The sequence below is a fragment of the Veronia nyctiphanis genome (genome assembly GCF_004116385.1).
Classification (GTDB): Bacteria; Pseudomonadota; Gammaproteobacteria; order Enterobacterales; family Vibrionaceae; genus Veronia; species Veronia nyctiphanis.
Map to the genome: position 1 here is coordinate 195,722 of NZ_PEIB01000003.1, position 26,553 is coordinate 222,274.

The following is a 26,553-nucleotide window of genomic DNA, read 5'->3' on the forward strand; positions in this document are numbered from 1 at the left end:
ATGATTGAACAAGGGAAAAGTCAGAAAGAACTTCTGGGAACATTGAAACAGCTTGCTGAACAAGGTGTTGCTCTTGAATCACTCTCTCCCGAGGATCAAAAGAAACTGGCTGAATTAGCAGCTAAAGCAGGGATACCGCCTCAACAGCTTAATGAGGTATTTGCCAAGGTTAAAAATCAGGTTGAATTTGAAAAGGCCAATGGTAAATCAGCCGCTGCGCAGTTATCTGAGGGGCAGGCAAGAAACCAGAAAATGGCAGGTGTAAAACTTCTAGAGAATGAAATTATCAAAATGACCCTTGAGGGCAAGACTCTGGACACCTTGTCGCCTGAACGCCAGCAAAACATTAAAAACCTGGTTCAGGGTTTAGGAATGACTCAACAGCAGTTTGGTGCTTTTGTCACACAAACTCAGCAACAACTCGCCAAAGCCGCCACGGCTTAAATGTAAATCTCTCTCTGCAGAAGCTGCCATTATTCGTGGCGGCTTCTTATTGCTTCCCATAAATCAAAAATGGGCTGTTGCATATATTGGAATTTACATTACAAGCATTATTCGCAAGGAACCCGAAGCCTCGTAATTGCACAAATATACTGACACCCGATTGCTGTTTTTAGCGGCAATGATACATCGGCGATAAATGGCCGATGCGACCGATTAATTTCAAAAAATCAAGAGAGGATCAATGGAAAAGTTTTTTCAACAAAGGTGGAAACAATGGAAGAAAAGAAGCTCAATCCCGAGGAGTACTTTAATGAGTTAACTCAAAAGCTCGTGGAAGAGAGTACGACAGCCCCCGATACGAAACACTTCGAGTCGGCGATTGCGAGCTCTGAAAATGACTCTGCCACATTATTGTCTCAGATATACATGACGCTGAACCTCGCTAAATTAATTAGTCAGGTACATGAGCGTGATGAATATTTAAGGATAAAAAGTAGGGCATTTGATGGTGTAGCTCTATCTCAATCGGAATTAGACCAGCTCCAATACTACGATGCGAAAATAAAAACGCATGAATTGGATTTGGCAATTAGGCACCTTCTCCCCGAGGACAAAGTCAGATACTACCGAGAAAGTATTGATTTCTTCGACCTAGAGCATCGCCCTGGAAACTATAGTCTTCAGAACGATGAAATGGAGGGTATAACGTCCTTCGATAGTGATGGTGCAAAAAAATCGAATCGATACCGGGAGCTTTACGAAAGCATAAAAAATGCCGAGAAAAAGGCAATCAGTGGAATCAGAGAAAAAGCAATGCGAGACCCCGACTATTACGGGCGACTCATAGCGTTCTCAGACAAGTAACGCCACAAGAAACACGTTATGCTTGAGTGGGCTTGATGACTTTTATTTTGCGCTCAACCTTTGGTTGGGCGCTTCTGTTGTTTTCTTCTTTCATGTTTTGTTGCTTAAACCCCTAACAGGGGTAAATTTTTCACGTTGTGATAGGTGAGAGCAAGCAAGATACATTGCGTAATTGCCTCAATGGGTAAAGGCTTTGCGAGGTCAATAACGATGGCTCTGTTACCCTCAAAGGACAACGCATGAGGATATACCTCGCGAAATGTCTCTACCAATGACGTCTGACAGTTGAAAAAGAGATAGATGTTTGCCGGTTTTTTTTCTTTCCAGTCTATCCGAATAGGGCTACCAGCCTTGACGGTATAACTCGGTTCATTCCATTTGAGACTTTCACTGACTCTCCCTGAATTTGTCTTTTCGGCGAGGTTGAAAATAAGATCGCGCAATTCGATGAAAGCCCGTTTTGCATCGTCTGGGTATGTTTGAACTTTGACACTTACGCGACGTTCCACAGTGTTAGCCTCTGGTATTCAACGAATTCCCCTCATTGCATCAAAGTTTTACTCACATGAAAACAACCCCGTTGATTTAGAAGACAAAAGCGTTAGCCAATCGGCAGTATCATTATTATCACAGCAGTTAACGCACTATAACTAATTTAATAGCAACACAAAATTCAAAAATAGGGTGAGGGTAAAACATTACACATGCAAAGCTGGGTAGTCAGACTAACTATGCAAAATTATTTGTATAAGCTCGGTAAATTTCTATCATCATTGATGTTTATTGCGTTATAAGTGGTGTTTTATTCATCGGTCGATGCTCGTAACGAGAGTAAAACTTATAACTGGGAGAGTTGCGGCCTTGTCTCATTAAAATCGTTAATTCAATATCAATTAAACTCTCGCTGACCGCAAACCTCTATAGAGATCCAGCCATACACGGTATGTTATGTCACCAACAATGAGAAACAAAATAAGACCATTCAGATCTCTGACTGTTTTACATTAAAAAGGGAAATCGCATGTTTTATCCAATTTTTACGATGTTTATGATCACCGTGCTGGTGGGTGTTTATATGTTGGCTGTACGCATCAAAAGCGTGAAGCAAGGCGAGGTCAGTAATCGGTACTTTAAACTGATGAAGGGCCAAGAGGTACCTGATGTGGTCAATCAGGTTTCGCGTAACTTCGTCAATCAATTTGAAACACCGGTTTTGTTCTACGTGGCAGGCTGTCTGTATCTTATCCAAGGGTTTGAGAGCGATATTGCACTCTATGTTGCCTGGTTATTTGTAATATTTCGTGCCATCCACGCCTTTGTACATGTCACATCGAACAAATTGATTTTGAGAATGGCATCGTTCGGAATTGCATTTATCTTTCTCGTTATCATGTGGCTCGAACTTCTCCGCTTGAATTTATCCTAAAGAAGACGTGACATATCAAGCCACACTGCGTCGCAAAATACACCATGTCAGATGACTTTTGAGCTACCTGTATGACACTCTTTTGCCATATTTTGAACGTTACAGAGGTTTATATTTATGGCAAAAGTAACGTTATCTGGCTACATCATTGTTCCTGAGCATGAATTAGAAAAGATTCAACACGCCCTGGTTACTCACATCACGCTGACTCGTGAAGAGCCGGGCTGCATCAAGTTCATTGTTGTGCAAGATGATAGCCACATGCATCGATTCAATGTGTATGAAGAATTCGAAAGTGAAGACGCTTTTGATGCCCACCAAGACAGAGTGAAAAATTCAGATTGGGGAAAAATAGCAAGGAACGTTGAAAGGCACTACACGATAGAAAAATAGATGTAATAAATAGTGCTTATTTCCTCAACGTGATAAATGAAACTTATTTTCTGTCAGCTCTGTCAGTAATCAAATTATTTTATCTTTTGTCTGTCATTACTTCTCCCTGTATGAATTCTCATATTTAGTATTATCTCGCCGCTCAATACACCTTATTTTCAATACAGTGCCATCGACCATTTCTAATAAAAATCGGCTCATAAAAATCAAAATATATTTATCGTTCAATCATGGGGAGTGTTCATTCGTATGCTGAAAAATATAACGAATCTTTTGTCTTTTTTATGTCTGCTTTTACTCATACCTTCTGCTGCACAGGCAAGTGAGCGAAACCCTAGGATCATTGGCGGTGGAGAGGCCCCAAAAGGCGCTTACCCATATATGTCTTACTTGAGTGAATCGGATGGAAAGCCTTTCTGCGGAGCGACCTACCTTGGAGGAAACAAAGTTCTGACTGCAGCGCATTGTGTCCATCATTTGTCCGTTTCAGACTTCAGCGTTACGGTTAATGCGCTCGATGTGAGTAGTGACCAACATGCTGGTGAAGTATTTTCTGCTAAACACATTGTGTTGCATCCTGACTACAACATATCTACCAGTGAAAATGATATTGCCGTTGTTATCCTCAGTGATTCCCCCAAAAACATTGAACCCATCAAGCTGTCATCTGACAACCTGAAACACATCGCCAGTGAGAAAACACTTTTACGAGTTATAGGCTGGGGCATAACCGACACGAACATAGGCGAGAGATCAGATAGCCTTCAGCAGGTAGATGTCAACTTCGTCTCTGACACACTCTGTCGCCAACGGTTCAGTGCCGAAGGCATCGTTATTCCTAAGAACGCTATTTGTGCGGGTGATACGACCAATGGAGGCAGAGATGCCTGCCAAGGAGACAGCGGCGGACCGTTATTGGTAAAAGAAGGCGGTAAGTGGGTTCAAACAGGTATTGTCAGCTATGGCATAGGGTGCGCATTGGCTGATTTTCCGGGGGTGTATACCAACGTACCTGATTATATTGATTGGCTAAATAATATATATGCACCAGCACAGCCAGATGTGAATGTCGAACTGTCTCATGATATGCAGCAAAAAGGCAGCAGCAGTCGACCCGTGGGCTGGTATCAACATGAAGTCAACATCACCAACATAGGTAACAGCGCCTTTGACATCAGCCACATCAATATCAATGGACAACCCGCAGGACAAAACTTATGTCAGGAGACAGTTTACCCCGATTATCAATGCTCAATATCGATGTCGTTGAAAACCGTAAAGGGTCATAACTACTTCGACATTGAAGTACAAACGAACACCAATGAGAGTCAAACAACGACCATATATACCTATGGAGAACCTCAGACCCCGTTCAGTAAAAGCGACTTGATTGCACTCAATCTCCCAGAGCAGGTTGTTGCTTTTGGTCAGACGCCGTGGGTTGCCTCGGGTACAGAGCTCAAAGCCAAGGCCGCAAAAGGTGAATCGACCGTCATTTTCGATAACTTCCCCGAAGGGGAACTGACCTTTGATATAGACAGTTCCGATCCCGATGGTTTTATCAATGTCTTCGTCAATCAGAAGACAGCTATTCGCCTATACCACGGTAAAGATGGATGGGTCACTCTGAACTCTCCGATAAAACTTGAAGGCGAAAGTAACTACGTTGAGTTCCATTATCGTGGTACGGATTATGACCCAAACACGGCAAAAACAGGGATTATTAGAAACATTGAATTTACAGCAGGTAGCTTAGGGGTATTCTCGTTTGTTCTTTTGATGCTCTTTGGCTATTCGCGCAAACTGAAAAAGTAACCGTCCTTGCAATAAAAGGCCCATAAACGGGCCTTTTTTATATTTCGGAATGCTGATCGGCAATTACACATCAATAACGGTTGGTTCAAACAACGCTACTGATTACAACAATTCTGGTTTTGATGTTGGTGTGAGTTATCGAGTAAGTAACTTCAGAGGTATCAAAACGGTTTTAGGCCATGAAACAGAGTATGGCCGAGCGTAATTGAGTGTGAAGGTCGGAATTTAAAGCAACAGCTAAAGGGCAGGGGCGTTTGTTCTAACAACCCTTGCGATCAAAAAGATGAACGCAACCAATGAGAAAGCCCGCAATTACGGGCATTTTTGTGTTTATGTTTTTTGGTTCAAAATATACGGACGCTTTATAACTTATAGTTACCAGTTAATGAGCTTGATTTGAATGATTCACAGTAATTTAGAATAACAATTTAAAGCATCATCAGAATTATCTTGTACTACGTAGTTCAATTTTTTAAATAGGCTATTTGATTTGAAATTAATACGTTTCACATTAACATTCGCCGACTTAAAGCCAAGCCGCTTCATTTCAGCCTCTGCAAAATTAACTAATGAACTTGCCACTCCTTGGCGGTGAAAGGAATGTTCGACGTAAATCTCACGAATACGATCACCGTTGATCATCACGAACCCAGCAACGTCTCCGTTAATTTCACATACTCTTATGCAATCTAAACCACTTTCGAGCACACTATTAACTGCGTTACTATCAATCCATTTTTTTACTTCTTCATAACTTAGAACAGTAACCATTACCTCAAGCCAACCTCTTGCGGCAATATCAACTAATGCGGGGAGATGTTTCTCAGTTGCTTCAACTATTTTCATTTTTCTCTCTTTGAATCCAATAACATGCCAGCACAGAAAAGATCACGATGAGTATTTGCCTTGTTGCTGTAGCAATAGATTTATAAATATATGATTTTTGATTTTAAACCTATTTTTACTTTGCAGTTGTCTAAACGAAAATATCTTGGATCGAAACAACGTATTTTGCATTATTTATCCCTATAATTCGCATTATGTCGATGTTACGTTAAATAGACCGCGATGCGAGTTAGTCTAAAAACTCTAAAAATGAAATCTGTTAATTTACTTTTCGCTAGGTGACTTAACGTGGAGTTTTAACGCTTATGTCTCGAAAAATCACAAATAACTATATTTTCAGACGTTTTATATGCGGATTATCAAAAAATCAGACAGCTAAACTTTGTTTTAAAAGTGTGAAGACAGTCGAACACTGGGACAGAGGAAGGACGATACCCCCAGAGTGCAAACGACTAATGCGGTTACACTCTGGTAGAGAACTCAATGGAGTAGATGATCAATGGGAAGGCTGGGAAATGACAAAAGATGGCATTGTGACCCCAGCAGGACAGCTACTTAATGCTGACCAGATAATTACAGGTGCATATTTGGTGAGCTTGAACTGTGAAGAGGATAGATTGGCTAAAAGGGATGTACTAAAGTTCAGTAGACTGATTCAAGGAAGAAAGAAAAACCGCCATTAGGCGGTTTTAGTATGATATACCTAATGCTGTCATATCTCAGTAATTAATATTCTAGCATCATCTTTATACAGATTTTTTCCTATTATACAATTGTATAGATAAGTACACCAATAAATGTATTAGTATCATTAGAAAAGTAAAAGAAATTATATCAGCCAACAAAAAATATAAGTTTTTATAATGCAATGTTTCACGACCAATGGGGCAGATTGTCCTTGCAAAAATAAAGAATATTGAACTTGGGAATACAATGTTGATATAGGAAAGCACTCTGATAAATTTATTTTTACTTTCAATAAGTAGATAGCTTGAAAATGAAATAAGTAAAACTATTATTATTAATAATTGGATTGGGTTTATTCTTGTAATAGGCTCAAGAATATAACCATATTTATGTTTCACTGTTTTTGAAATTGTTATTCCATTATCTTCGGTATATTTTTTTTCTTGTATTTCATTTATTCCCGCTATACGAGAATGAAATTTATATTTTGGTTCTGATTTCTCTGTTATTATTTTTAAGTGAATTATGTCTTTACTATTTATTAATAAAGGCTTGATATAAATTTTACTATCATCAAAACTGTAGTTAATCTTAATGTCAGCAGGATATATAGATTCAACTGATAAAAAAGATAGCTTTATATCACTTCCAAAATCAATAACTAAATCTGACTCGAAACTTGAAGATGGTATTGGTTTGTCACCCTCATTTTCAATGTATATATCAATATATGTTGGTCTATCAAGTTTTTTACCATTACTCTCAAGGTTAAGAGGCATCCAATCGACAGAACTTCTCCCAGGAAAATCCCATAGATCTACTCTAGTTGCCTCAAAGAAAGTCAGTTTATAATCATCTTTTAAATAATCGTTAATGAATGGTGAAATAAAGACTAATAAAACTGGGAATATTATTGATGTACCGATTATAAATAATGGGTTAATTGTGATTTTCTTTAACATTTTTACCATCTATTTTTTGGTTTCTGTATTGATAGCGCATCCCATAAGCCCGGATGGATTTCAAAACTAGCATCAAAATTTACGACTGCATCGTGAGATAAATAAGACCATGTATAAATATCACCACCATCAAATTTTGGTCTCTCTGTTATGTTCCCTATAGCTCCAACATCGAAAAGATTTGACAAAAAATTATCTAAGTTATAAGAGGTGTCTTCAAACTTACACATTTCGAAAACAGACTTAATTTTTTCATAGTTAAATCTTCTTCTGACATTTCTTCTGAGCATTGTGAACATTGCGTCAATGGTATTCTTATCAAGGTGACCAGCGAGTTCAGAGGTGATCTCACGTTTTAAATACCCAGAGTAAGTTGGGAGAACACGTACAAAAAGGTCAGACTCGAACCTACTCATGTATTCACCATAATCCTCAGAAACAAGAGAGAAGAACTTAACTAAATCTCGTGGTCTACCTAAAGAACGGTCTATAAAGAATCTTTTGAAATACTCATTGCAGATAGGATTTGCTACAACTTCACTTAACACATTTTCAAAGTCTTTATTTCTAAAATGATTTGTAGATGACTTTATTTTATGTGCAATCATATCGAGAAGTTCAGTTTCTTGCCAAGAATCTGATCTCCAATCTAAGTGAACAGAGTTATCCTCTAGAATTCTATTTATATTTGGAGCGATTAGAAGATCTATTATGTCTCTTCTGATTACAGCACATACTTTTGTGTTAATATTATTTTTTATAAGGTTAGTATTAATCCTTGAAATTGCGTTAAGAAAACTAATAACTGCATTCTTATATTCTTCGTCATTTACGAATTTATCATCTACTCATCATAGAAAACTATTGATGGCTTTAATGACTCCTTTAATATCCCATTTATAAATGATTTTAAAGGTTCTAGATTCTCTAAGTAAGATCGTGCAGACTCTTTTATTACTGACTCTGTACCATTACCTCCAGTAACATTGAAAAATCCACCTTTAATGGAGGCAGAATTTTTATCATTAAACTTTCTAGTTAATTCAATGGTCTTTTCTGGCTTTAAGTCTCCACTTGTGTAACCAAAATATGATAAAAAGTCTCTTAGCTCAGTGATTTTATTACTAGAAAAATCACTTTCTTTACATATAATATTCTTTGCTATATTTATATAAATCATCCACTCAAATATAGGTACATATTTTGTACTAGATATATCTTCGCCCTGAAAGTGATAGAGCTCATGAAAAACAAAGTCTTTTAGCGATTCTACTTCTGCAATAGAGTATGTATCTTTAAGTTCTGAACACATTACATTCGCTAGTAGCGTTTTTCCGGTACCTTTTCTACCAACAACAACAAATTTCTTTTTATTTAAAATCTTTTCTTTTGAGTTATTAATGTTATAAAAATATTTCTCAAAGTTATCAAGATATAGAACTTCGTTTTCTCCATATGTTTCTCCGAAGTTATAATCGCCTATTTTAGGAAGCATAAATACCACTCATTGAATCTAGTAGAGTAATTATACTAAAAATATATATTTATTACAATTTTCTATACACAGTAGCCTAGAAAGCTATAAAGCCCTGAATTTTGGCTGATTTAACCCCCGTAATACAGTTACGGGGGTTCTGGCACTCATGCGGTTTCTCGTTCCGAGCGCGGGGCGCTCGCCTCCGAGAAATCCGCAATTGATAGTCCATTCTCGGTAAGAACCTTGGCCACATCTCTGTATTTGTAACCACGAGTAACACGAAACCTCAGCAATTTAAGTTCTGCGCTCTCACAAGCTGCGTTAACGAATTCATCTCGGGCCTTTGCCTTCACGGTGTTGTGGCTTGAGTCGTCGAGTTCGACAGCGGCCATTACCTTTAAGTCTAATTTACGGCAAATGACGTAATCAAAATGCTTCATTGAGATCTTGTTGAACGCTTTCCACCAATTCGCACGGCCAACAGATTTATCTGGAGTGATAACATCTGCAATTCTGACCTTTCCAAATACGTAGTAATCATCACTAAGCGTTTTGTTTAACACTTGGAGAAAGGAACGCTCTGCTGATGTGAAAAGTCCATCGCGCTGTTGATAGGAAAACTTAGCTCTCACATCGACCGACAGTTTCATGAAGTTAATAGCAATGACAATCGCTATGCCTGTTCCTAAGATGTAGTAAACCGAAGCCGGAATTAAATCAATCACACTAGTAGCCATACTAACCCCTATAAAAGACTGATAAATAATGGAGTTATGGCTCTATGTGCTCAAGTGTCGGCTGCATTTTTTAGGCGTGGTTATCATTGGTCTAGCAGTGGGGAGCGCCGCTGCGCTCCGGTTATGGTTGTTTTATCTTTGTCCTAAGAGCGCGAAGCGGCCTTGAGTGTAACGATCTCTGTGAGTGGAATTTTGTGTCCGGCCTCACATGCCCTTCGGGCATCACAGGAAGCAAGCCCAAGGAACCGGAAGGCGGTATGTCATTTTTTAACGTACTGGTATGCCATCAGATAACATACCCCGGTTTTTAACCGGGCTGCTAAGCCCCAGAACCAACCGACTTCTTAGAAAGGAGCTCTTTTCCGTTCTTCTTTTCCGTAGTCACTGGAAGAACCGGTGCTGGCTTCATCGGTCTTTTCTCCGGTTTTTTAATCTCGGTGTAAGGCTGACACGTTACTATGGTCTTGTAGTTCTTATAGCCAAGCATGGCAGAACATTCACTCATACTGTAGACAGTCAGCCCAAGCGCATCAGGGTGAAACGTTTTGTCTTTTCCATCTGAAAACACGTAATCGTAATCTGTCACTCCGTTGATACGACGGCCCACAGACCCGGTGATATAAACCGTCTTCACCTGAGCTGTGATGTACTCATGCAACGCTGACATACCATCAACTGTTCCTAATCCTTTGCTCGCTTTCTGTACCCGAATATACAGCTCGGTGTTGATAGCACTCAGGCCATGAGCACGAAGCAATGAATAGAATAGGGCGGAAAAGTTTTTTGTTTCATTGACTCCAAAGAGGATCAACTCGCCTTCAATATCAGGGCTAGCAACCACTGGCTTATTGAAGTAATCAGACGCCATGTAGAGAAACTGGTTAAGCGTTTTTCCGTTGGCATTGGTTGAGACTTCCGCGAAGGCCGAGCCAGACATAAGCAGCAGTGCAGCAACAAACATTCTCATAGGAAACCACTCCTTTTCTTATCTTTTGAAAGGTCTTGTCTTGGGTCGATTTGGTGTGGGTCGAAAATGCCATTCCGAGCGAGTACCTGACACACGTTTTGCTCCATTTCGTAAGCGGTTGCCTGTTGGGTTACGCACTTGCAGGTTTCACCAAAGGAGTAACACATTACGTCTGGGTATGAGCGCACCTTTGCGTTGTATTTCGGGTTCGTCCAAGGCATTAATCTCTCCGTTGGAGGCGTCACCAGTGACGGGTTGTTATCTTGGATTTCCGGGGATGACTCTGTTACTTCAACTTGTTCGGTCTCTGTTTCCTCTTCATGGAAAATGAAATCAGACATCATGTAAGCGAAACCGCCGACACTGGCCAGTGCGAGAACAGATAAAACCGCTACCTGAATCAGCGCATTTCGTAACTTGGCTGATAGCTTGTTGTCATTGGTATCGAGGTCGGTTGAGTAATAGCTGTCATAGAGGTGAGAGGCACGGGGGATGATTTTCCGGTCTGCCTTATCCCGTTTCATTTGGGTATGAACGTCTATCAACTTTCTGTCTGAGAAGCGGTTGATTCGGTTCTGGCCTAAGAACTCAAAGTGGATATGACGGTTAACCATCTTACGGGCGAAGATATCAACGTTGGCGAAGTCCTGAGAGATCCAAACTATGTCTTTACCTTCATGGCGGTGAGTCGATAGCCGCTCTACCGCTTCGGGGACTTCTTTAGATGCCGAGCGGTTAGGGAAGTAGAGGTGAATCTCATCAGACACGATCACTGATGTCCGGGGAGTGGTGAGCCAGTCTTTCGGGTGGGCCAGTTTACGCCAGTGGAAGTTGAGCGGTTCAATATCGCTGAATTCTAACTCGCCCTCTGTTTTGCCTGTTACCTCTAATAGCTCGTCGAGTTTCTTCTGTTTGCTTTTGGGGTAGCAGCGACGCACCCAGAACAGGAACAGTTCTAACGGGTTGAAGTTCTCGAACTCATCTTGCAGATAAGGGAAGTCTTCCAGCTCACAGAGACGATCCTCTTTCTTGTGTATCTGGGTAATTTTCCTCACCAGTGCGGTGTTGTCTTTTCGCGAGAAGTAATAGTGACCGTAGAACCAACCTTGAAACGACTGACAAACCGCATAGTCGAACATCAAACAGGGGATGTGTGAGTAATAGATTTCTCGGTTATCAAAAACATCATCCGTCAGTATCAGGTCTATGGTGTTGAGTGTTTTGCCCGCGCCAGGCAAACCCGTAATGGCATAAAACATTTAAGATCCTTTCTTAGTGAAACCGCCGACCAACTTACCGTTGGTTTTCAGTCCTTTGTATGTAATAAGAAAGACCTGAGCGGTCAGCATGGCGTTAATGGCTTCACCTATACCACTTAACCCAATCAGGCCGAGCATGTCGGAAGGGATAGCCGAGATTTTTGCGCTCATGAGATCGATAAAAACCTCAAAGCCAACAGAGACACCTTGAACAACGGTGAAGCTGAAACCCAAGGCAACCAACAACTGAACAACCATCGAACTTAGGAACGGCACCAAACGAGATAACCAGACGCCAGCCTGAGCCAAAAACCACAGAACAACGTGCATCATGCACCTCCTAAGCCACGGCCAACCATGAGAGCCGCAATGATGTAACCGAGCGCAATAACGAAGGGACGCAGCAAACGGGCCGCGTCGCACACTGGCTCAAAGGAAAATGAAATAGTTTCGCCCATGACTTCGGCATAGATTGGAGCAGGGCAGTTACCACTGATTTGTATGGCGTTAACCTTTTGGAAGGTACTGAAATCGGCCTCACCAGAAATGAGGTTTTCAAAGTCACCCGCTTCAATAAATTCGGATACGGCTTCACCCGCTTCACTGGTATCAGGCTGTAAGCACTGATTCATGTGCTGGACTCTTAGAAGCTCACACGTTACCGCGTCACCCTGACACTTAAACTCCTGACATTTGCCGTCTGCATCCATTCCGGCCTGAGCGGATTTCTCCTGACATGATTCATGGTCTTCATTCTTTTCACAGAAGCCTTGTTGAAGTTCCCCGAGCATTTCATCGAGAGTCTGGTTTGCTTGCTGGAGTTCTCCGATGATTTCACCGTCTCGGTTTTCTCCATCAGTACCAGTACCGGGTTCTCCAGTACCGGGTTCTCCAGTGCCGGGTTCTCCGGTGCCGGGCTCTCCAGTACCGGGGCCAGCGCTGCCGCCACCAGAAGTGCAGGTTTCCCCGGTAAACTTCATTTGTTGGGAGCAGGTTTCCGCATCGTTGAAACACAAATAAAGCTCATCGTTATCAATGGCCTTGCAACCATCAAGACAGATTTCAGAGAGTGGGTGTTGTTCCTTGGGAACGGAGTGAGTGAACTCGGATTCATCACACTCCTCATCGGGAGGCTCTTGGTCTGGATCGGGGTAACAGTAATCACCGTCTGCAATTGGATGTGAAGACGGACAAGAGTTTTTATATCTGTTGAGACTAGCATTGTAATTTCTATCGCCTGCGTTAATTCCGCATTTATAAAAAAAACGGTACTTCCAACCATCCCATGAGCCACCCGTTAAGCATTCATTACCACTAATAAGGCCAGAGAAGTAACCGTCACATTGCGATTGCACGTAAGCGGCATAATCTTTTCCCACTTCAAAAATTACATAACCACCCATCTCTTTATCCTGACAATGGGCCCTACCTACCGTAGTTCTTGGAATACCGTTTTCTAACGCAAGAGAATGAAGAGGAAAAAACGCGATTATTAATAATAAAACCTTTTTCATTTTACAAACCCCTCCCTGAATAGAGATTTAAAAAAGGGAAAAGCGATCTCTGAGACATAAAAGATATAAAGTAAAGATGCAGCAGAGATAAAAAGAATACGAAGAAACGGAAGGTGCTTTTTCATCAGTCCCCCGAGAATAAAATATTAAGGGTGACCAAATATACAACCATTACATAAAAGCCTAATAGCCAAGAGACATCTAAAATAATTCCCATTGGAAAGCCTTATAAAAAAGGGGCAGCAATGCCACCCCTGATTAACGTCATTTGAATACTTAGCGAACAGCGCCGCGTGCCATACGCCATGCCTTGATGACAGACTGTACTTTCAACACAGCCGCACCAAGCAAGCTGACCCCAGCGATACCGCCACCAATGATGGCCGCAGCAGCCGTAACATCAACGTCTGTACCTTCTGCAAACGCAGGAAGAGACGCAGAAAGAACAACACCCGCAACGATCACTTTTTTACCAATTGACTTAAACATTAATTTTTATCTCCGACAGGTTTACGTAATATTCTCCATAACCATGCTGTTGTTAATAACAGAATAGTGGAGCCGATGAGTTGCTTTAATTCTGCCTGAGTAAGTACAACCCCAGACATTTTTACTGTTTCCCATCCGGACGGACAGGAGCTATTTACAATTTCAACCGCACAAGTCAGTAAATACATATTCATTCCCTGAAACGATTAAAAATATAAAATCGTTATTTACTTGCGTAATAGATGGCACCGAAAACTAGAAATAAAACGCCAAATAATATCCATTTAGCAGCAAGCAAAAGTGTCTCTATATTTCCGGTGTCATAACCCATGAATTTGTCACCAGTGACGGCACCTCATATCAGATTATTTGTTCATGGATACAAGGCGACCTGTTTGCATATTTCTAAGCACATTCACGGTTAAGTTTTCGTCTTCAATCATCAGGCAAATTGCGAGTTTGATATCTGACTCTCGGGACTCAGGCACCCAAAGAGTGACCTTTTTAAGTCCTTTGGCCTTTTGGCCTAACTCATACCGCTTATTGCGTGAAGTCATTGCTTGGGCGCATCCATCAATGAGCGAACTAACTTCACATCACAGACGATGTTTCTCAGTGGGTCGTCTGGGTGTGGCTCGGTAACAATCTCAATCAGGGCAGGGTAGTGAATCGCTTCTAACTTCTGCACCAGTTCTGGTGTCTTCACAATCGGAAGTCTTTCACGGTCACCGGATTCGTAACCGATACCAACACCTTTGCCGCGTTCGTTGTCCCAGCCGCGAATCGGTGAGAGGTGGTGAATGTTCGCCATGTCATAAGGCTTGCCGGATTTACCGACGCTTGAGAATGCGAGAACCCTGCAACTAACAGTCTGGTCATCTATTTCATCCTTAAAATGGTGCGGGTGACGGTGTCACTTTTCCCGCGTTTAACAATTGATAGTGTGTGTATGGCAAGTGCAATTTACTCTCGCCAAAGGAGTTATTCAGTGCATCTAAATGCGGGTCACGAAGCAGCAGGCCGACGACGGCAGCAACATCACCGTCGAACTTATCAACCAGTTCTGTGAGCGTTCGGCTACATTGACGGCGCAACCAACGAGTGCGGCCAGCAAGCGTAAGACCTGTTTTCTTGACCGTTAAAGAAATTGAAGCACAAGGAACGGTCGGCTCAATAGATGCTGAGAATGGGCAGATACCTGCAAAGTGTTCAGCAGGCCGAGCCAGAACATCGACCGACACTTTTTTAAGTTCGACTTCGTTGCGATACCAAAGCTTGCCGTCGATACCTTGCTCAAGTGCCTTGTTGTAAACACGCCAGTAAACCGTTGAACGACGAGACCCAACGATGACGCCTTCATTAATGAGTTTCAGGCCAAATTGTGTATCTTGATAAACACGCTTTGGTTCATAGGTCGGATTCAAACCACGGTTAGAACGTCGGAACGCGCCGTCCTTATAGGCTTTTTCGGCATAGTCACATGTAAACAGACCATCGAAGTCATCAACAGCAAGATCGATGCGGGAAAGAGTAGTCACGCCTAAGACTTTGTGGAGCCAGAAGTGCAGACGTTGTGGTGTCAGTGTCCGTTGGTCTGCGCGGTTGCGAGTCAAAGGATCGAACAAGTAACGGCAACCGTCACCGGAGAACTGGCAATGGAAAGTATCGTTATTACCGCCAATAGCGAATAGACCGAGTTTGATGCCACACGGTGAGTACATTTCCGCGCTGTCTAAATAACCATGAGGCCGCGACCGCGCATCGGGCGAAGCATGACGCCGAGCACTTTAGCCATAAACTGAGACAAACGCGCTTCCAGAACTGCGCGACACTTTGACTGGTAAGCATCAATCCGCTTTTGACGGGCATATGGTGTTTTACAGAGATTCCAATCGCGTTTGGGCATTCTTTCCCAAGTAAAGTTATCTTCTTGCTCAGGGCCAAGCCGGGTTGCGCAGTCCAGATATTGCAGGGCGCTGATTTGTACCGTAAAGGCAAGATGATCGATGATCACCGGACGCTCAGACGATGCCATTGAAGACCCCCTGAGCGCATAGTTCAGAGTAATTATCGTTATTTATTTCAATAACTTCACAATCTAGATATTCCAACTCACAATAAAGATTGAACTGGTAAAACGAAGCAAACCATTCATGCCAGTAAAAACCACCAACAGACGCAGAATCAGGAAAGTAGGCGTTGATGCCAATCCCGTATTCGAAGTCGTAATAGATTGTGCCGTTCTTGACCATAATGATTATTCGTCAGTCTGAATTGCGATATTTCGTAAACGATAAATACGATTTTTCGTAATCGCAAGGTGCGAATTTTGGCTCGAAGAGGTCTAGAATGGCTCAAACCGGAGGGACGCAATGTACATAAATCAGTTGTTTGACGCCTATAAAAAGGCAAAAAACTACGTGCAAGACAAACAGATTGCCCACGATTTAGGTTTGGACTCGTCACGAATCAGTGAAATGCGAAAAGGTAAACGCCAAGTAACTGATTCAGAAGCAGTTATTCTTGCGGAAGTTGCAGGCGTTCAAATCGAAGAAGTGTTGCTGAGATTGGCGGCTGACAGAGCCAAAGATGAAAAAGCGCAACGCGCATGGCAGAACATCGTGGGAAAGCTGCTGGGTCGGAATTCTAAGCTGGCAAGCCTTGCGGGGGCTGGGATTCTGACCATGGGGAGTTTAGACCTTAAGTTCGCATTATGTATATTATGTTAAATACGATATTAGCCATCTATGTTTCTTGGGACTATTACTCCCCTACAGGACGTCTTTGTTGAACATAATCTATTTACCATAAAGTATATAATAATCAGTTTGCTAATCAGAGATTCACACCTGAATTATTATATGAGCGGTTCTACTTGAATACATTGGCAAGCGCGCCAATCAGTTTTAGGAAGTCACCAGCTACTTTGATTAACGTGCCAAAATCTAACACATTAATAATGCCTTGAATGATGTTCAGCGCGTCATTAAACAGGTTAGAGCTTCCGCCTTTAATTTCTTCGGCTTCCGCATGGTAATTTGCTTCTTATGCATTGTCTTTTGGTCTGTCATTCCTACTTGATACCCAATTAAAATTTAATAAGCTCTACTGTAATCCTAGAATTTCTCGCTGACTGGGCGTGCTTCACATTCGAAACTTATCAGAAGTTGACGCTCATTCCTGCGTAGATTGAATCTGCGTCAATGGCGACTTTTGGTGTGACAGTAACATCATCAAACGCGGTAAGATCGTAAATCATACTCGATAGAAAATTTCCGTATGCAGCGCCAAAAAATACCTGAGACGGATAATGTGCACCCGCCTCGACGCGCGCCCACGCCGTGGCGTATGCCGTTGCATACGTTGTGTAAGTCAGTGCATCGCTGAGATAATCTGGGAGTAAAGAGTTTTTATAATTTTCTCTTGCAAAAAACGCAGTAGAAAAAGCGCGTGATGTATGCGCTGATGGCCAACCACAACAGCTACTGGTGGGCCTTCTTGACTTGGTTCGTTGTTGGATTGTTCCGGTTGATGTGGCGACAATACCGGCACTTATGTTATCTCTGAGCAGTCTCATCCCTTTCCTTTTTAGCAAAAACAGGTTTGAGCCTTGATAGTCAGAGGCTTCCATGACTGATGAAAATAGCATGGAAACTCTTGTTGTGGTCCTCGCTTGGTTGCTCGCATTTGCCGCTTTTACCTGGCTACCGAAAACATAGGTATGTTTCATTGCTGATTCTGAAATAGAATCGTCGGAATCTGTGATAATCAATAAAGTCCCTACCGCTGCATTTGTCCAAGTCATTGGGTCAGATACTGCTTGGGTAAAGCTATCTTTAAATGAGTAGTTTTGTAATGAACTGCAACCAGTGAGTGAGAAAGCAATATAGATAGATAAAATAAGCTTGATGATCATTAAATTAGTCTGAGACAAAATGCATTTTACTCAGACTAGCTGTAGTTGCAGCATGTACTTGTAGCGAAAATGATAACTTACGGTTTTAGCTTAAAAGCCGATTAAAATTCGTAATGCACTCCGATCATCATGAAATCTGGTTCAATGGATATCATTGGCAGAATATCCAGTGATTCCGTTGAATCATATAAAACACTGGATAAAAAGTTCCCGTATGCGGCGCCAATGAACACTTGAGAGGGATAATGTTCGCCTGCCTCTACCCTCGCCCATCCCGTCGCATAGGCGGTCAGGAATGTTGAATAAATCAACATATCTTTTGTCAGCGTCGTCAGGCCAGATTTGTCATAATTTCGTTTAGCGATGTGTGCTGTCGCAAATGCTCTTGATGTGTGTGCAGATGGCCAACCGCAACATTTACCTGTCGGTCTTAATTCTTTGGTTGCTTGTTGGATACTGCCCGTTGTTGTCGCCACAATGCCTGCAGTTAGGTTGTCTCTAATTAAGCGAAATGACTTTTTTTTCTAATGTTTTATCTAATGAATCTGAAAAGTCGGGCTCGACCATCGCTGAAGAAATGAGCATAGAAACTCTGCTGGTTGAGCGGGCTCTGTCACTGACTTCGGCTGCTCGTTTTTTGCTGCCAAAAAGGTGGTTATGTTGCGTTGCGTAGTTGGATATGGACTGGTCGGATTCACTCATTACAATCGCCGCCCCAATGACTAAGTTACCCCAGGTCATGGGATCTTTTGCGGCAGTAGCAATGGAATCAGTAAAGCTAACAGAGCTACACGCTGAGAGTAACAGGCATGCAGCGAAGCAAGCTATGTTGTTTATCTTCAAAACGATACCTAATCAAAAATTGTCGAATCAAAATGTGAGATTAGGTTATAGCTTCTCATACTGACGGTTACGGTGTGGTGTTAAGTGATAAACACATATATTACATCGTGAAAACTAGAATAGATCTCAGACGCTGTTCTGTTAAATTTGAATACTTTTCGCTGTTTCATGAACGGTGATCAACTTAGATGTTCACCGCGAATGGGTCATCGTGAACCAAGTCCATTATCACCTGTTTAATCGTTGCAGATCGCACTGGCTTGGTGATGAAATCGTTCATACCGGCCTCGAGGCACTTCATTTTGTCTTCCTCCATAGCGTTTGCAGTCAATGCGATGATAGGAATGGTGATGCCAGCATTTCGCAACAGACGCGTCGCCTCAATGCCGTCTAGCTTTGGCATCGACATATCCATAAGAATGAGGTCGAAACCGATGTCGCAGCCTTGTTTTTCTATTTCTTTGATGACCTGAATACCATCGCCCGCAACAACCACAGAGTGCCCTGCTCTTTCGAGCATCAGCTTAACCACCATTTGGTTGGCTTTGTTATCCTCTGCGACAAGAATATTCATTGGTTGCGTTTGATTTTCCTTAACAACAATACCTGGTTTGTTTTCAATCACTACCGGTTCAACGATAGGAATGGAGACTTTAAATCGGGAGCCGATACCTGGCGAACTTAAGCATTCAATGTGTCCGTCCATTAAATCCAAAAGCTTTTTACAGATAGCAAGTCCAAGCCCTGTGCCTCCATATCGGCGGGTAATGCTGTTGTCAGCCTGCATAAAGGGAGAGAATATTGTCTCCATGCCCGCTTCGGTAATCCCTATACCTGTGTCGCTAATGCAAATAATAAGTTCATTATTATCTTTGGTCAGACTTATGTCGACTTTACCCACCTCGGTAAACTTGACTGCATTTCCCACCAGGTTGAGCAAAATTTGCGTAAATCGATTTCCGTCTTGATACACCAGTTTCGGCACGTTTTCGTCAATTAAGACGTTTAGTTCAATCCCTTTTTTATTGGCCAAGCTGAGTATCTGTTTATGAACAACAGTGACGCTGTCACGCGGATCAATATTGTCGGGATGGAGGGAAAAGTTGTCTGATTCGATGAGCGATAAATCAAGCACATCGTTGATGATCGTAAGGAGCAATTGGGCAGACATATCCATCATAGAGATATATTCGATCTGCTCGCTGTTTAACACTGTGTGTTGTAAATTGTCGATCAAGCCAAGAACAGCATTCAGCGGTGTTCTTATTTCATGGCTCATCATCGCTAAGAATCTTGATTTGGCTTCGTTGGCTTCTTCTGCCTGTTTACGTGCAGCCTGCAATTCAGCGAGTTGTTGCTTTCTGTCGGTAATGTCTTTGGCTGTTCCTCGATAGCCCAGATATTCACCTTGCTCTGAGTAAACTGGTTGTCCCGAGATACTTACCCAATGAATATGGCCACCGTCGCCCAAGTGCGCTTCAAGGTCAGAAATTGGCTCTCTTTTTGCGGTAATCGAACCCAATAAACCACGCAAGTCAGTTTGTGATTGAATCTCTTCCATAATCACATTGGGAGCAATTGGCCTGATCTTATCTGATGGAGACGAGAGATATGAGAGATTATTGTCAATATCCGTTTCCCAAAACCAGTCACTGGCTGTTTTCGCGAAATCCCTGAAACGACGTCGACTCGCTGACAGTTCCCGGGTTTTTAACGTAACGAGGCTTTTGAGTTTTTCTCTGTAGTCGATATCGATGATTGTTCTGACAATCAATGGCCTGAATCGGTTAAGAACTTCTTTGGCTTTTACGTCAAAGCGGCCTTTGTTATGAGAAATCAAGATTAATAACGATTCGCTACCGTTCACCGTGAGGCCTGTTATCACTGCGGAGCGGCATGTCAGCTCTTTACTTGCGCAAAGGTCGGCGAACTCAGGTGTTCGTTCAGGTGCGAAAAGTACTGTTGTGTGGCCATCGATGCAGCGTTTTATCGTTGCACCATTTCGCCAGTCAATTTTTTGCAGGTGTTCGGTCGTTGATACAAGGCAGGTGAACTTCTCATCACTAAACTGTGTTCGGCTCAAAACGACAGCCTGATCAAAATCGATATATCGTTCTATTACATCAAGTAGCGTATCGAATATTTCCGCTTTGTTGCTGGCTCCCGACATGGCAGAGATGGCTGATAGTATGGCCTGGTTTTCTTCGTATAAGCGTTGTTCCCGCTCTTCTACCCTATTTAATTCAAAAAGTGTTTCTTGCAGCTGTTCTGACACAAGGTCTGTCATACTCGATCCTCATGGAACACAACGGCCGATATCATAAGGTTACCGTGCGCAAGTTCCCCACAAAGAAACTGTCCTTGTTCCCCAAACGTAAACGCGCAAGCAAATGGGCTTCCTTTCATCGTTTTGTTCATTTGCCCCGCAACTTCGTATAACTGGTTTTTTATCAATAACATGCAGCCAGCGCAATAGATAGCGAGTCCACCAATCGGTTTTACGTCTTTTTCTTTGTAGCCACATGCGGAGCGTAACACCCGCCCCGCCCGCGTTACCAACATCTGACGGGTGCCTGACATCAGAAACACTTTTTCACCGACTTCAATTTTGCTGAAAAACTCGATTCCTCCCTGATCTGTCATGGCTGAAGGGTGACTCAGCGCAAAATATGGGATGCCATGGATGGTTCCAGTTTGTCTACCCAGAGGGAAAAGAGTCGATTGCTTAAAAATTGTCTCCGGGTGGATGTCTTTTCGGGTGAGTTCTTTGTACCAGTCACCGTATACATCAGCGGCTGGCTTGTTATCGAGCTCGATTACCTCACGACCCACTGCTTTGGTTACCGTGGCTTCGTAACCAACGGTTGAAAAACCGCTATTGAATGCATAACTTGTTCTGACTGATGGATAAAAGACGGCAATAGCGACACCATCGGATGAACCTTGCTCGTTATCAAAGACAGACCATTTACCTGAAATATTGTCGTCAGCCGCTGAGCCGCCAATAATCGGGACCGATACGCCAAGCTCCTCTTCAATGGCTTTAAGAATGACTTCTTCATAGCCAGGCGTAGCATGTAAAACAATGAGCTCAGGTAACTCGCCAGGACGTTGACTGTTTGAAATCGCTTTTACTAGCGTTTCTCTGGAAACCGCGTCAATGTTGTCGGTTGACCCGTCGAATTCCAGCATCGCCGAGCCGTAGGCTCCGGAAGGGTCTTCAACCGCCCAAACGGCAATAGTTTGCCCATGGATGTAACCAACCTCAGTGATAAGTCCCTGACATGATGAACAACCAATGATTTGCGCATTTGGGTAGTATGTAGTGAGTTCTTTTCGAAGATCGATGAAATCTCTGGCTTGCGTATAGTAAACGACGAGCATATTTGGCTCATCAATGGATTTGCGCAAGCTTTCAACGATTCGACCGACAGCGTTTTGAATGCATTTTATTGATGAAAATGCGGTGGCTATTTTCATGGAGTAAAGACAACCTGTGTATGTATATTAAGGCCATGTAATAGCCTATTGTTAGAATTAATAGCAGAAGCCTTTGTCTCACATACGCACGGTAACGCAAGATTTTATAGTGAATTGGAATGTTATCAGTGAGCTAGATCACGGCTGATGAGAAAACAGTTAGCATGTTTGTCGGTGTATTGAGCATTCGTGACGGACGGCAAATATAGACACTTTCGCCCCTTGTGGGTTGTTTCGCCATCGTTTTTCACAAAGGCATCAACTTTTACCATTGGACGCCATTCACAAAAGCTGCGCATCAGCAGTCACACCGGATACACCACTTTCTATTAACAATATTTTATCATTCTATTGTTTTGATCCACACATCGCTATTTGCATCAAGCACTCTCACGCTATTTCACATTAAAGAGCCACTTCACAGTACAACAATGAGTTTAATACAGTAAGACGCCACAACATTTTTTGGCCATGATTCGTCGTTACGAGTAAAGGCATATTTTATTTAATAATGATTATTATTTAGCGTTAGCGTCAAAAACAACCCTGACCTGATATTTGTCGTACTCAACAATCGCGAAAGCAACCGTGTTTTCCTGATCTTTGACCGGTAAGTCGTATGAAACTATTGCTGAGTTTGATGCGTTATCAGCTAGAGTTCTCTTTCCCATCTCTCTGTTTTCATTGGTGAAAAAGGTGACGCGTGTTGGCTTTTCGTGGTGGCTGATAACAAGTGTCGGCATATTTTTATCATTATCCGATAACACCGCTGAAAATGGCTTATCATTTATAGAAACATCGCATTTATTATTTTTAATAATGCAGTTTTTCTCACTGTCAGGCTGGAATAATTAAATGTACGCCAAAAGAATGCAGTGATGAGTAACGCCATCATAAATACTATTTGGAGGAGTCTTGCCCGTGTCAATTTTTCTGCGGCCATGAGTTGGTGTCTTCCCTGTGTTATATATCAAAAATTCTATATAAATCTACAATGCGATAAAGCGAGTTTCGTTACGATTCTGTATTTAGTTTGTTAAAACCAGTATCATCGAAAGCGTTGAATGCCGCCCATCAATAAAAATTGCAATGCAATGCTAACATAAGGTGTTTTCTTTTTAGCGTTTTCTACCATAGCAGTGGCATTTAGGCCGATAAGGCTAATAGTAAAACGTGAGTAGTAATCATAAAAATGTGGAAGCAAGCAAATGAACCAAGAGAAACAACTCGAGCTTGACTACAACTACCGTGTAGTCCGGCAGTTCACCCTTGCAACAGTGCTATGGGGAATTGTCGGAATGGGCGTAGGCGTGTTAATAGCTGCTCAGCTGGTTTGGCCAGCATTGAACTTTGATATTCCTTACCTGACTTATAGCCGTCTTCGTCCTTTACATACCAACACTGTCATTTTTGCCTTCGGCACGTGTGCGCTGTATGCGACTTCTTACTATGTCGTGCAACGCACGTGTCAAGCTAGGTTGTTTGGAGGTAGGCTCGCGGAATTTACCTTCTGGGGCTGGCAAGCTGTTATTGTTGCCGCAGCGATTTCACTGCCAATGGGCTACACGACGAGTAAAGAATACGCAGAACTGGAGTGGCCGATCGACATTGCCATCGCCGTTGTTTGGGTGTCTTATGCCATTGTGTTTTTCGGTACGTTAGTGAAGCGGAAAACATCTCACATCTATGTTGCCAATTGGTTTTTCGGTGCCTTTATCGTCACGGTTGCGATTCTACATATCGTCAACAGCATGGCTGTTCCTGTCTCGGGCATGAAATCGTATTCCATCTATTCGGGTGCCGTCGATGCAATGATTCAGTGGTGGTATGGCCATAACGCGGTTGGTTTTCTGCTCACGGCTGGCTTTCTTGGGATGATGTATTATTTCGTTCCGAAACAAGCAGGTCGTCCGGTCTACTCTTATCGCCTGTCTATTGTTCACTTTTGGGCGTTAATTTCACTTTATATATGGGCAGGCCCTCACCACCTTCACTACACAGCGTTGCCTGATTGGGCTCAGTCACTTGGCATGGTGATGTCGATTATCCTTTTCGCGCCATCATGGGGTGGGATGATAAACGGCATTATGACGCTGTCCGGGGCCTGGCATAAACTTCGCTACGACCCTATTCTCCGCTTCCTCATTGTCTCGTTGTCCTTCTATGGCATGTCGACGTTTGAAGGCCCAATGATGGCGATAAAAACAGTGAATGCGTTATCGCATTACACCGACTGGACCATAGGTCACGTTCACTCAGGCGCGCTCGGCTGGGTGGCTATGGTGTCTATAGGTGCGGTTTATCACTTGATTCCAAAACTTTTTGGCCAAGAGCGCATGTATTCTGTTGAGCTGATCAATACCCACTTCTGGCTGGCGACTGTCGGTGTCGTTCTCTACATTGTCGCGATGTGGATATCTGGCGTGATGCAGGGCTGATGTGGAACTCGGTCAACGTCGATGGAACACTGACCTACAGTTTTGTTGAGTCGGTTGCGGCATCATGGCCTTTCTACCTCGTTCGCTTCATCGGTGGCGCAATTTATTTACTCGGTATGCTCCTCATGGCTTACAACACGTATAAAACGATCATGGCACCAACAGCGAGTCTGAAAGCTGTTGGTCAAACGGCATAGGAGGCAAGAAAATGAGTTCTAAACGTCATGAGATTGTCGAAAAAAATGTGGGTTTGTTTGCCATTTTGATGGTGCTTGCGATCAGCATTGGTGGCCTTGTTGAAATCACCCCTCTTATGTTCCAGAAACAAACTACCGAACCCGTGGCGAATCTGCGGCCTTACACCGCGTTGGAAATGGAGGGCCGTGACATCTACATCCGTGAAGGCTGTAACGTTTGTCATAGCCAAATGGTTCGTCCATTCAGAGCGGAAACAGAGCGATATGGACACTACTCTGTTGCAGGCGAAAGTGTATGGGAGCACCCGTTCTTATGGGGTTCCAAACGAACCGGCCCAGACCTTGCCCGTGTGGGTGGCCGTTACTCTGACGAATGGCACCGTGTTCACCTGATTAATCCACGTGACGTGGTCCCGCAATCAAATATGCCAGGCTTTCCGTGGCTTGACGAAAATATACTGGATGGTGAATTAACGGCGAAAAAGCTGACTATTTTCAAAGATAACTTTGGCGTCCCCTACACCGATGAGCAAATTGCAAATGCCAAAAGCAATGTCGTCGGTAAGACCGAAATGCAGGCGCTTATTGCTTACCTGCAGTCACTTGGTCACGCAATGAAATAAGGAATGGCTGATGGCAATGTTCAATGCGATATGGACACTTGTACTGTTCATCATGTTTATCGGTATTGTTTTGTGGGCGTACAGCAGTCGTCGAAAAAAAGAGTTTGATGAAGCTGCCAATCTCGTCTTCGCAGACGAAGAGAAAGACAAAGAGGTAGCGGGAGAGACGGACAAATGACAACATTTTGGACCCTATTTATCACCATTCTAACGCTGGGCACGATCTTTGGCTGTGGTGCGTTAGTGATCTGGTGTACGAAAGATTATGAAGGCCTGAAAGATGGCGAAGACATGGGGCACGAATATGACGGCATCAGGGAGCTAAATAACCCACTCCCAAAATGGTGGTCGTACATGTTCTGGATGACTATCGTTTTTGGATTGATTTATTTGCTCTTGATGCCGGGTTTAGGTGCCTACAAAGGTCTACTTGGCTGGCAAAGCTCCGCTCAGGACATTAAGAGTATTGACGAATCCAAAGCAGCGGCCTCTTCATCTGATGATGTGTTCAACCAATACTTTCGTGAAGTAGCACAAGCTGAAAAGAACTATGGCGCCGTTTATCGCTCGTTAGCGTATAAACCGGAAACCGATGAATTGCTTCCGATTGAGCAGATAGCGACCAAAAAAGAGGCGCTCAAGGTCGGTCAAAAGCTCTTCAAACAAAACTGCGCTCAATGCCATGGCTCTGACGCACGAGGACAAGGTGGATTCCCGAACCTTACAGACAAAGCTTGGTTGTATGGCGGAGAGCCCGCGAAGATCAAAGAAACCATCGTAGACGGCCGAATCGGAAACATGCCTGCGTGGTTGGATCAGATGGGTGAAGATGGCGTGAAGGAAGTGGCTGCTTATGCACTGAGTCTGTCGGGGCGTAAAGTTGATCCTCAACTGGCAGCCAAAGGTAAAACGAGATTTGTTGTCTGCGGTGCCTGCCATGGCACAGATGGTAAAGGTAACCCCGCATTTGGCGCCCCCGATTTGACGGACAGAGACTGGCTATATGGCGGTTCACGTAAGGCCGTCGAAGACACCATAAGATACGGTCGTCAAGGCGTGATGCCTGCGTGGAAAGACATCCTTGATGAGGATAAGATTCAACTGCTATCAGCATATGTGTGGCAATTGAGCCAACTTGAGAATCAGTAAGAGACAAAAGCCCCGAGACAGGGGCTT

General features: G+C 42.9%; 31 protein-coding genes and 2 pseudogenes. 11 read left to right on the forward strand and 22 right to left on the reverse strand.

Translation table 11 applies throughout. The features are described 5' to 3' along the window. Together CS022_RS04450 and CS022_RS04455 are read left to right on the forward strand one after the other, a co-directional pair. Complete coding sequence (locus tag CS022_RS04450; RefSeq protein WP_129121278.1) at window positions 1-444, forward strand: hypothetical protein; 444 nt, start codon at window positions 1-3, stop codon at window positions 442-444. A 273-nt stretch (window positions 445-717) separates the two neighbouring features. Continuing rightward, window positions 718-1,308: a hypothetical protein gene (locus tag CS022_RS04455; protein ID WP_129121279.1), complete on the forward strand. Its 591-nt coding sequence runs from the start codon at window positions 718-720 to the stop codon at window positions 1,306-1,308. A 104-nt stretch (window positions 1,309-1,412) separates the two neighbouring features. Here CS022_RS04455 and CS022_RS04460 read toward each other — a convergent pair whose 3' ends face one another. Continuing rightward, entirely contained in the window at window positions 1,413-1,817 is a 405-nt protein-coding gene (locus tag CS022_RS04460) for a DUF1801 domain-containing protein (protein WP_129121280.1), read from the reverse strand. A 512-nt stretch (window positions 1,818-2,329) separates the two neighbouring features. Between CS022_RS04460 and CS022_RS04465 the strand changes: the two genes are divergently transcribed. The 3 genes from CS022_RS04465 to CS022_RS04475 all read left to right on the forward strand — a co-directional run bounded on the left by CS022_RS04465 (window position 2,330) and on the right by CS022_RS04475 (window position 4,942). Next, window positions 2,330-2,734, forward strand: coding sequence for an MAPEG family protein (locus tag CS022_RS04465; RefSeq protein WP_129121281.1), 405 nt, complete (start codon window positions 2,330-2,332; stop codon window positions 2,732-2,734). Window positions 2,735-2,851: 117 nt separating this feature from the next. Then, complete coding sequence (locus tag CS022_RS04470; RefSeq protein ID WP_129121282.1) at window positions 2,852-3,127, forward strand: putative quinol monooxygenase; 276 nt, start codon at window positions 2,852-2,854, stop codon at window positions 3,125-3,127. 249 nt (window positions 3,128-3,376) lie between these two features. Next, window positions 3,377-4,942 carry a S1 family peptidase gene (locus tag CS022_RS04475; RefSeq protein ID WP_129121283.1) on the forward strand — a complete coding sequence of 522 codons (1,566 nt, stop codon included), beginning with the start codon at window positions 3,377-3,379 and terminating at the stop codon, window positions 4,940-4,942. Window positions 4,943-5,347: 405 nt separating this feature from the next. On the opposite strand, the gene CS022_RS04480 is transcribed toward CS022_RS04475, so the two are convergent. Next, complete coding sequence (locus CS022_RS04480; RefSeq protein ID WP_129121284.1) at window positions 5,348-5,788, reverse strand: GNAT family N-acetyltransferase; 441 nt, start codon at window positions 5,786-5,788, stop codon at window positions 5,348-5,350. 455 nt (window positions 5,789-6,243) lie between these two features. On the opposite strand from CS022_RS04480, the gene CS022_RS25915 reads away from it, so the two are divergent. After that, the gene (locus CS022_RS25915) at window positions 6,244-6,471 is read left to right on the forward strand and encodes a DUF3653 domain-containing protein (RefSeq protein ID WP_235869250.1); all 228 of its coding nucleotides are present in this window, start codon (window positions 6,244-6,246) and stop codon (window positions 6,469-6,471) included. 63 nt (window positions 6,472-6,534) lie between these two features. Here CS022_RS25915 and CS022_RS04490 read toward each other — a convergent pair whose 3' ends face one another. The 14 genes and pseudogenes from CS022_RS04490 to CS022_RS04565 form a co-directional block, all read right to left on the reverse strand. Then, a complete protein-coding gene (locus tag CS022_RS04490; protein WP_129121285.1) occupies window positions 6,535-7,437 on the reverse strand; it encodes a hypothetical protein in 903 nt (300 codons plus the stop codon). Window positions 7,438-7,439: 2 nt separating this feature from the next. After that, a pseudogene (locus CS022_RS04495) lies at window positions 7,440-8,270 on the reverse strand (P-loop ATPase, Sll1717 family); the annotation flags it as partial. An 11-nt stretch (window positions 8,271-8,281) separates the two neighbouring features. Further along, window positions 8,282-8,932 (reverse strand): P-loop ATPase, Sll1717 family, encoded by a 651-nt coding sequence (locus tag CS022_RS04500; RefSeq protein WP_129121287.1) that lies wholly within the window; start codon window positions 8,930-8,932, stop codon window positions 8,282-8,284. Window positions 8,933-9,078: 146 nt separating this feature from the next. Continuing rightward, entirely contained in the window at window positions 9,079-9,651 is a 573-nt protein-coding gene (locus tag CS022_RS04505) for a DUF2726 domain-containing protein (protein ID WP_129121288.1), read from the reverse strand. Window positions 9,652-9,970: 319 nt separating this feature from the next. Next, window positions 9,971-10,618 carry a hypothetical protein gene (locus tag CS022_RS04510; RefSeq protein WP_129121289.1) on the reverse strand — a complete coding sequence of 216 codons (648 nt, stop codon included), beginning with the start codon at window positions 10,616-10,618 and terminating at the stop codon, window positions 9,971-9,973. Then, window positions 10,615-11,877 carry a zonular occludens toxin domain-containing protein gene (locus CS022_RS04515; RefSeq protein ID WP_129121290.1) on the reverse strand — a complete coding sequence of 421 codons (1,263 nt, stop codon included), beginning with the start codon at window positions 11,875-11,877 and terminating at the stop codon, window positions 10,615-10,617. The genes CS022_RS04510 and CS022_RS04515 overlap by 4 nt, the downstream gene beginning before the upstream one ends. Further along, the gene (locus tag CS022_RS04520) at window positions 11,878-12,210 is read right to left on the reverse strand and encodes a DUF2523 family protein (RefSeq protein WP_129121291.1); all 333 of its coding nucleotides are present in this window, start codon (window positions 12,208-12,210) and stop codon (window positions 11,878-11,880) included. Further along, window positions 12,207-13,391, reverse strand: a complete 1,185-nt coding sequence (locus CS022_RS24790; protein WP_161569560.1) for a virulence factor TspB C-terminal domain-related protein — start codon at window positions 13,389-13,391, stop codon at window positions 12,207-12,209. The genes CS022_RS04520 and CS022_RS24790 overlap by 4 nt, the downstream gene beginning before the upstream one ends. Before the next feature lie 276 nt (window positions 13,392-13,667). Continuing rightward, entirely contained in the window at window positions 13,668-13,880 is a 213-nt protein-coding gene (locus tag CS022_RS04535) for a major capsid protein (protein ID WP_129121293.1), read from the reverse strand. Between the two features lie 365 nt (window positions 13,881-14,245). Then, the gene (locus CS022_RS04545; protein WP_129121295.1) at window positions 14,246-14,437 is read right to left on the reverse strand and encodes a hypothetical protein; all 192 of its coding nucleotides are present in this window, start codon (window positions 14,435-14,437) and stop codon (window positions 14,246-14,248) included. After that, window positions 14,434-14,763 (reverse strand): hypothetical protein, encoded by a 330-nt coding sequence (locus tag CS022_RS04550; RefSeq protein WP_268967863.1) that lies wholly within the window; start codon window positions 14,761-14,763, stop codon window positions 14,434-14,436. The genes CS022_RS04545 and CS022_RS04550 overlap by 4 nt, the downstream gene beginning before the upstream one ends. 7 nt (window positions 14,764-14,770) lie before the next feature. Next, entirely contained in the window at window positions 14,771-15,601 is an 831-nt protein-coding gene (locus CS022_RS04555) for a replication initiation factor domain-containing protein (RefSeq protein ID WP_129121297.1), read from the reverse strand. A gap of 11 nt (window positions 15,602-15,612) precedes the next feature. Further along, a complete protein-coding gene (locus CS022_RS04560; protein ID WP_129121298.1) occupies window positions 15,613-15,915 on the reverse strand; it encodes a hypothetical protein in 303 nt (100 codons plus the stop codon). Next, entirely contained in the window at window positions 15,902-16,132 is a 231-nt protein-coding gene (locus tag CS022_RS04565; RefSeq protein ID WP_129121299.1) for a hypothetical protein, read from the reverse strand. Before CS022_RS04565 ends, CS022_RS04560 begins: the two co-directional genes overlap by 14 nt. Window positions 16,133-16,252: 120 nt before the next feature. Between CS022_RS04565 and CS022_RS04570 the strand changes: the two genes are divergently transcribed. After that, window positions 16,253-16,609 carry a DUF3693 domain-containing protein gene (locus tag CS022_RS04570; protein WP_129121300.1) on the forward strand — a complete coding sequence of 119 codons (357 nt, stop codon included), beginning with the start codon at window positions 16,253-16,255 and terminating at the stop codon, window positions 16,607-16,609. A gap of 431 nt (window positions 16,610-17,040) precedes the next feature. On the opposite strand, the gene CS022_RS04575 is transcribed toward CS022_RS04570, so the two are convergent. The 6 genes from CS022_RS04575 to CS022_RS04600 all read right to left on the reverse strand — a co-directional run bounded on the left by CS022_RS04575 (window position 17,041) and on the right by CS022_RS04600 (window position 22,862). Then, window positions 17,041-17,796, reverse strand: coding sequence for a phosphatase PAP2 family protein (locus CS022_RS04575; RefSeq protein ID WP_129121301.1), 756 nt, complete (start codon window positions 17,794-17,796; stop codon window positions 17,041-17,043). Between the two features lie 101 nt (window positions 17,797-17,897). After that, on the reverse strand, window positions 17,898-18,272 hold the full coding sequence (locus CS022_RS04580; RefSeq protein ID WP_161569561.1) for a phosphatase PAP2 family protein: 375 nt from the start codon (window positions 18,270-18,272) through the stop codon (window positions 17,898-17,900). A gap of 22 nt (window positions 18,273-18,294) precedes the next feature. Further along, window positions 18,295-18,639, reverse strand: a complete 345-nt coding sequence (locus CS022_RS04585) for a putative periplasmic lipoprotein (protein WP_129121303.1) — start codon at window positions 18,637-18,639, stop codon at window positions 18,295-18,297. Window positions 18,640-18,823: 184 nt separating this feature from the next. Then, complete coding sequence (locus tag CS022_RS04590) at window positions 18,824-20,926, reverse strand: PAS domain-containing hybrid sensor histidine kinase/response regulator (RefSeq protein ID WP_129121304.1); 2,103 nt, start codon at window positions 20,924-20,926, stop codon at window positions 18,824-18,826. Then, complete coding sequence (locus CS022_RS04595) at window positions 20,923-22,119, reverse strand: FIST signal transduction protein (protein WP_129121305.1); 1,197 nt, start codon at window positions 22,117-22,119, stop codon at window positions 20,923-20,925. The genes CS022_RS04590 and CS022_RS04595 overlap by 4 nt, the downstream gene beginning before the upstream one ends. Window positions 22,120-22,637: 518 nt before the next feature. Then, window positions 22,638-22,862 carry a hypothetical protein gene (locus CS022_RS04600; protein ID WP_129121306.1) on the reverse strand — a complete coding sequence of 75 codons (225 nt, stop codon included), beginning with the start codon at window positions 22,860-22,862 and terminating at the stop codon, window positions 22,638-22,640. 465 nt (window positions 22,863-23,327) lie between these two features. Between CS022_RS04600 and ccoN the strand changes: the two are divergent. The 4 genes and pseudogenes from ccoN to ccoP all read left to right on the forward strand — a co-directional run bounded on the left by ccoN (window position 23,328) and on the right by ccoP (window position 26,526). Then, a pseudogene (ccoN, locus tag CS022_RS04605) lies at window positions 23,328-24,754 on the forward strand (cytochrome-c oxidase, cbb3-type subunit I). A gap of 11 nt (window positions 24,755-24,765) precedes the next feature. Next, the gene (ccoO, locus tag CS022_RS04610; RefSeq protein ID WP_129121307.1) at window positions 24,766-25,377 is read left to right on the forward strand and encodes a cytochrome-c oxidase, cbb3-type subunit II; all 612 of its coding nucleotides are present in this window, start codon (window positions 24,766-24,768) and stop codon (window positions 25,375-25,377) included. Window positions 25,378-25,387: 10 nt separating this feature from the next. Then, window positions 25,388-25,555: a cbb3-type cytochrome oxidase subunit 3 gene (locus CS022_RS04615; protein ID WP_129121308.1), complete on the forward strand. Its 168-nt coding sequence runs from the start codon at window positions 25,388-25,390 to the stop codon at window positions 25,553-25,555. Then, entirely contained in the window at window positions 25,552-26,526 is a 975-nt protein-coding gene (gene ccoP / locus CS022_RS04620; RefSeq protein WP_129121309.1) for a cytochrome-c oxidase, cbb3-type subunit III, read from the forward strand. Before CS022_RS04615 ends, ccoP begins: the two co-directional genes overlap by 4 nt. Window positions 26,527-26,553: the final 27 nt, after the last annotated feature.

Bases quoted from the DNA above. Each gene is read 5' to 3' on its own strand.
- CS022_RS04615 (WP_129121308.1), top strand. From the start codon at position 25,388: ATGGCAATGTTCAATGCGATATGGACACTTGTACTGTTCATCATGTTT.
- CS022_RS04570 (WP_129121300.1), top strand. From the start codon at position 16,253: ATGTACATAAATCAGTTGTTTGACGCCTATAAAAAGGCAAAAAACTAC.
- CS022_RS04510 (WP_129121289.1), bottom strand. From the start codon at position 10,618: ATGAGAATGTTTGTTGCTGCACTGCTGCTTATGTCTGGCTCGGCCTTC.
- CS022_RS04560 (WP_129121298.1), bottom strand. From the start codon at position 15,915: ATGGCATCGTCTGAGCGTCCGGTGATCATCGATCATCTTGCCTTTACG.
- ccoO (WP_129121307.1), top strand. From the start codon at position 24,766: ATGAGTTCTAAACGTCATGAGATTGTCGAAAAAAATGTGGGTTTGTTT.
- ccoP (WP_129121309.1), top strand. From the start codon at position 25,552: ATGACAACATTTTGGACCCTATTTATCACCATTCTAACGCTGGGCACG.
- CS022_RS04455 (WP_129121279.1), top strand. From the start codon at position 718: ATGGAAGAAAAGAAGCTCAATCCCGAGGAGTACTTTAATGAGTTAACT.
- CS022_RS04480 (WP_129121284.1), bottom strand. From the start codon at position 5,788: ATGAAAATAGTTGAAGCAACTGAGAAACATCTCCCCGCATTAGTTGAT.
- CS022_RS04565 (WP_129121299.1), bottom strand. From the start codon at position 16,132: ATGGTCAAGAACGGCACAATCTATTACGACTTCGAATACGGGATTGGC.
- CS022_RS04600 (WP_129121306.1), bottom strand. From the start codon at position 22,862: ATGCCGACACTTGTTATCAGCCACCACGAAAAGCCAACACGCGTCACC.
- CS022_RS04520 (WP_129121291.1), bottom strand. From the start codon at position 12,210: ATGATGCACGTTGTTCTGTGGTTTTTGGCTCAGGCTGGCGTCTGGTTA.
- CS022_RS24790 (WP_161569560.1), bottom strand. From the start codon at position 13,391: ATGAAAAAGGTTTTATTATTAATAATCGCGTTTTTTCCTCTTCATTCT.
- CS022_RS04555 (WP_129121297.1), bottom strand. From the start codon at position 15,601: ATGTACTCACCGTGTGGCATCAAACTCGGTCTATTCGCTATTGGCGGT.
- CS022_RS04490 (WP_129121285.1), bottom strand. From the start codon at position 7,437: ATGTTAAAGAAAATCACAATTAACCCATTATTTATAATCGGTACATCA.
- CS022_RS04545 (WP_129121295.1), bottom strand. From the start codon at position 14,437: ATGACTTCACGCAATAAGCGGTATGAGTTAGGCCAAAAGGCCAAAGGA.
- CS022_RS04515 (WP_129121290.1), bottom strand. From the start codon at position 11,877: ATGTTTTATGCCATTACGGGTTTGCCTGGCGCGGGCAAAACACTCAAC.
- CS022_RS04500 (WP_129121287.1), bottom strand. From the start codon at position 8,932: ATGCTTCCTAAAATAGGCGATTATAACTTCGGAGAAACATATGGAGAA.
- CS022_RS04595 (WP_129121305.1), bottom strand. From the start codon at position 22,119: ATGAAAATAGCCACCGCATTTTCATCAATAAAATGCATTCAAAACGCT.
- CS022_RS04475 (WP_129121283.1), top strand. From the start codon at position 3,377: ATGCTGAAAAATATAACGAATCTTTTGTCTTTTTTATGTCTGCTTTTA.
- CS022_RS04535 (WP_129121293.1), bottom strand. From the start codon at position 13,880: ATGTTTAAGTCAATTGGTAAAAAAGTGATCGTTGCGGGTGTTGTTCTT.
- CS022_RS04505 (WP_129121288.1), bottom strand. From the start codon at position 9,651: ATGGCTACTAGTGTGATTGATTTAATTCCGGCTTCGGTTTACTACATC.
- CS022_RS25915 (WP_235869250.1), top strand. From the start codon at position 6,244: ATGCGGTTACACTCTGGTAGAGAACTCAATGGAGTAGATGATCAATGG.
- CS022_RS04465 (WP_129121281.1), top strand. From the start codon at position 2,330: ATGTTTTATCCAATTTTTACGATGTTTATGATCACCGTGCTGGTGGGT.
- CS022_RS04450 (WP_129121278.1), top strand. From the start codon at position 1: ATGATTGAACAAGGGAAAAGTCAGAAAGAACTTCTGGGAACATTGAAA.
- CS022_RS04575 (WP_129121301.1), bottom strand. From the start codon at position 17,796: ATGATCATCAAGCTTATTTTATCTATCTATATTGCTTTCTCACTCACT.
- CS022_RS04590 (WP_129121304.1), bottom strand. From the start codon at position 20,926: ATGACAGACCTTGTGTCAGAACAGCTGCAAGAAACACTTTTTGAATTA.
- CS022_RS04470 (WP_129121282.1), top strand. From the start codon at position 2,852: ATGGCAAAAGTAACGTTATCTGGCTACATCATTGTTCCTGAGCATGAA.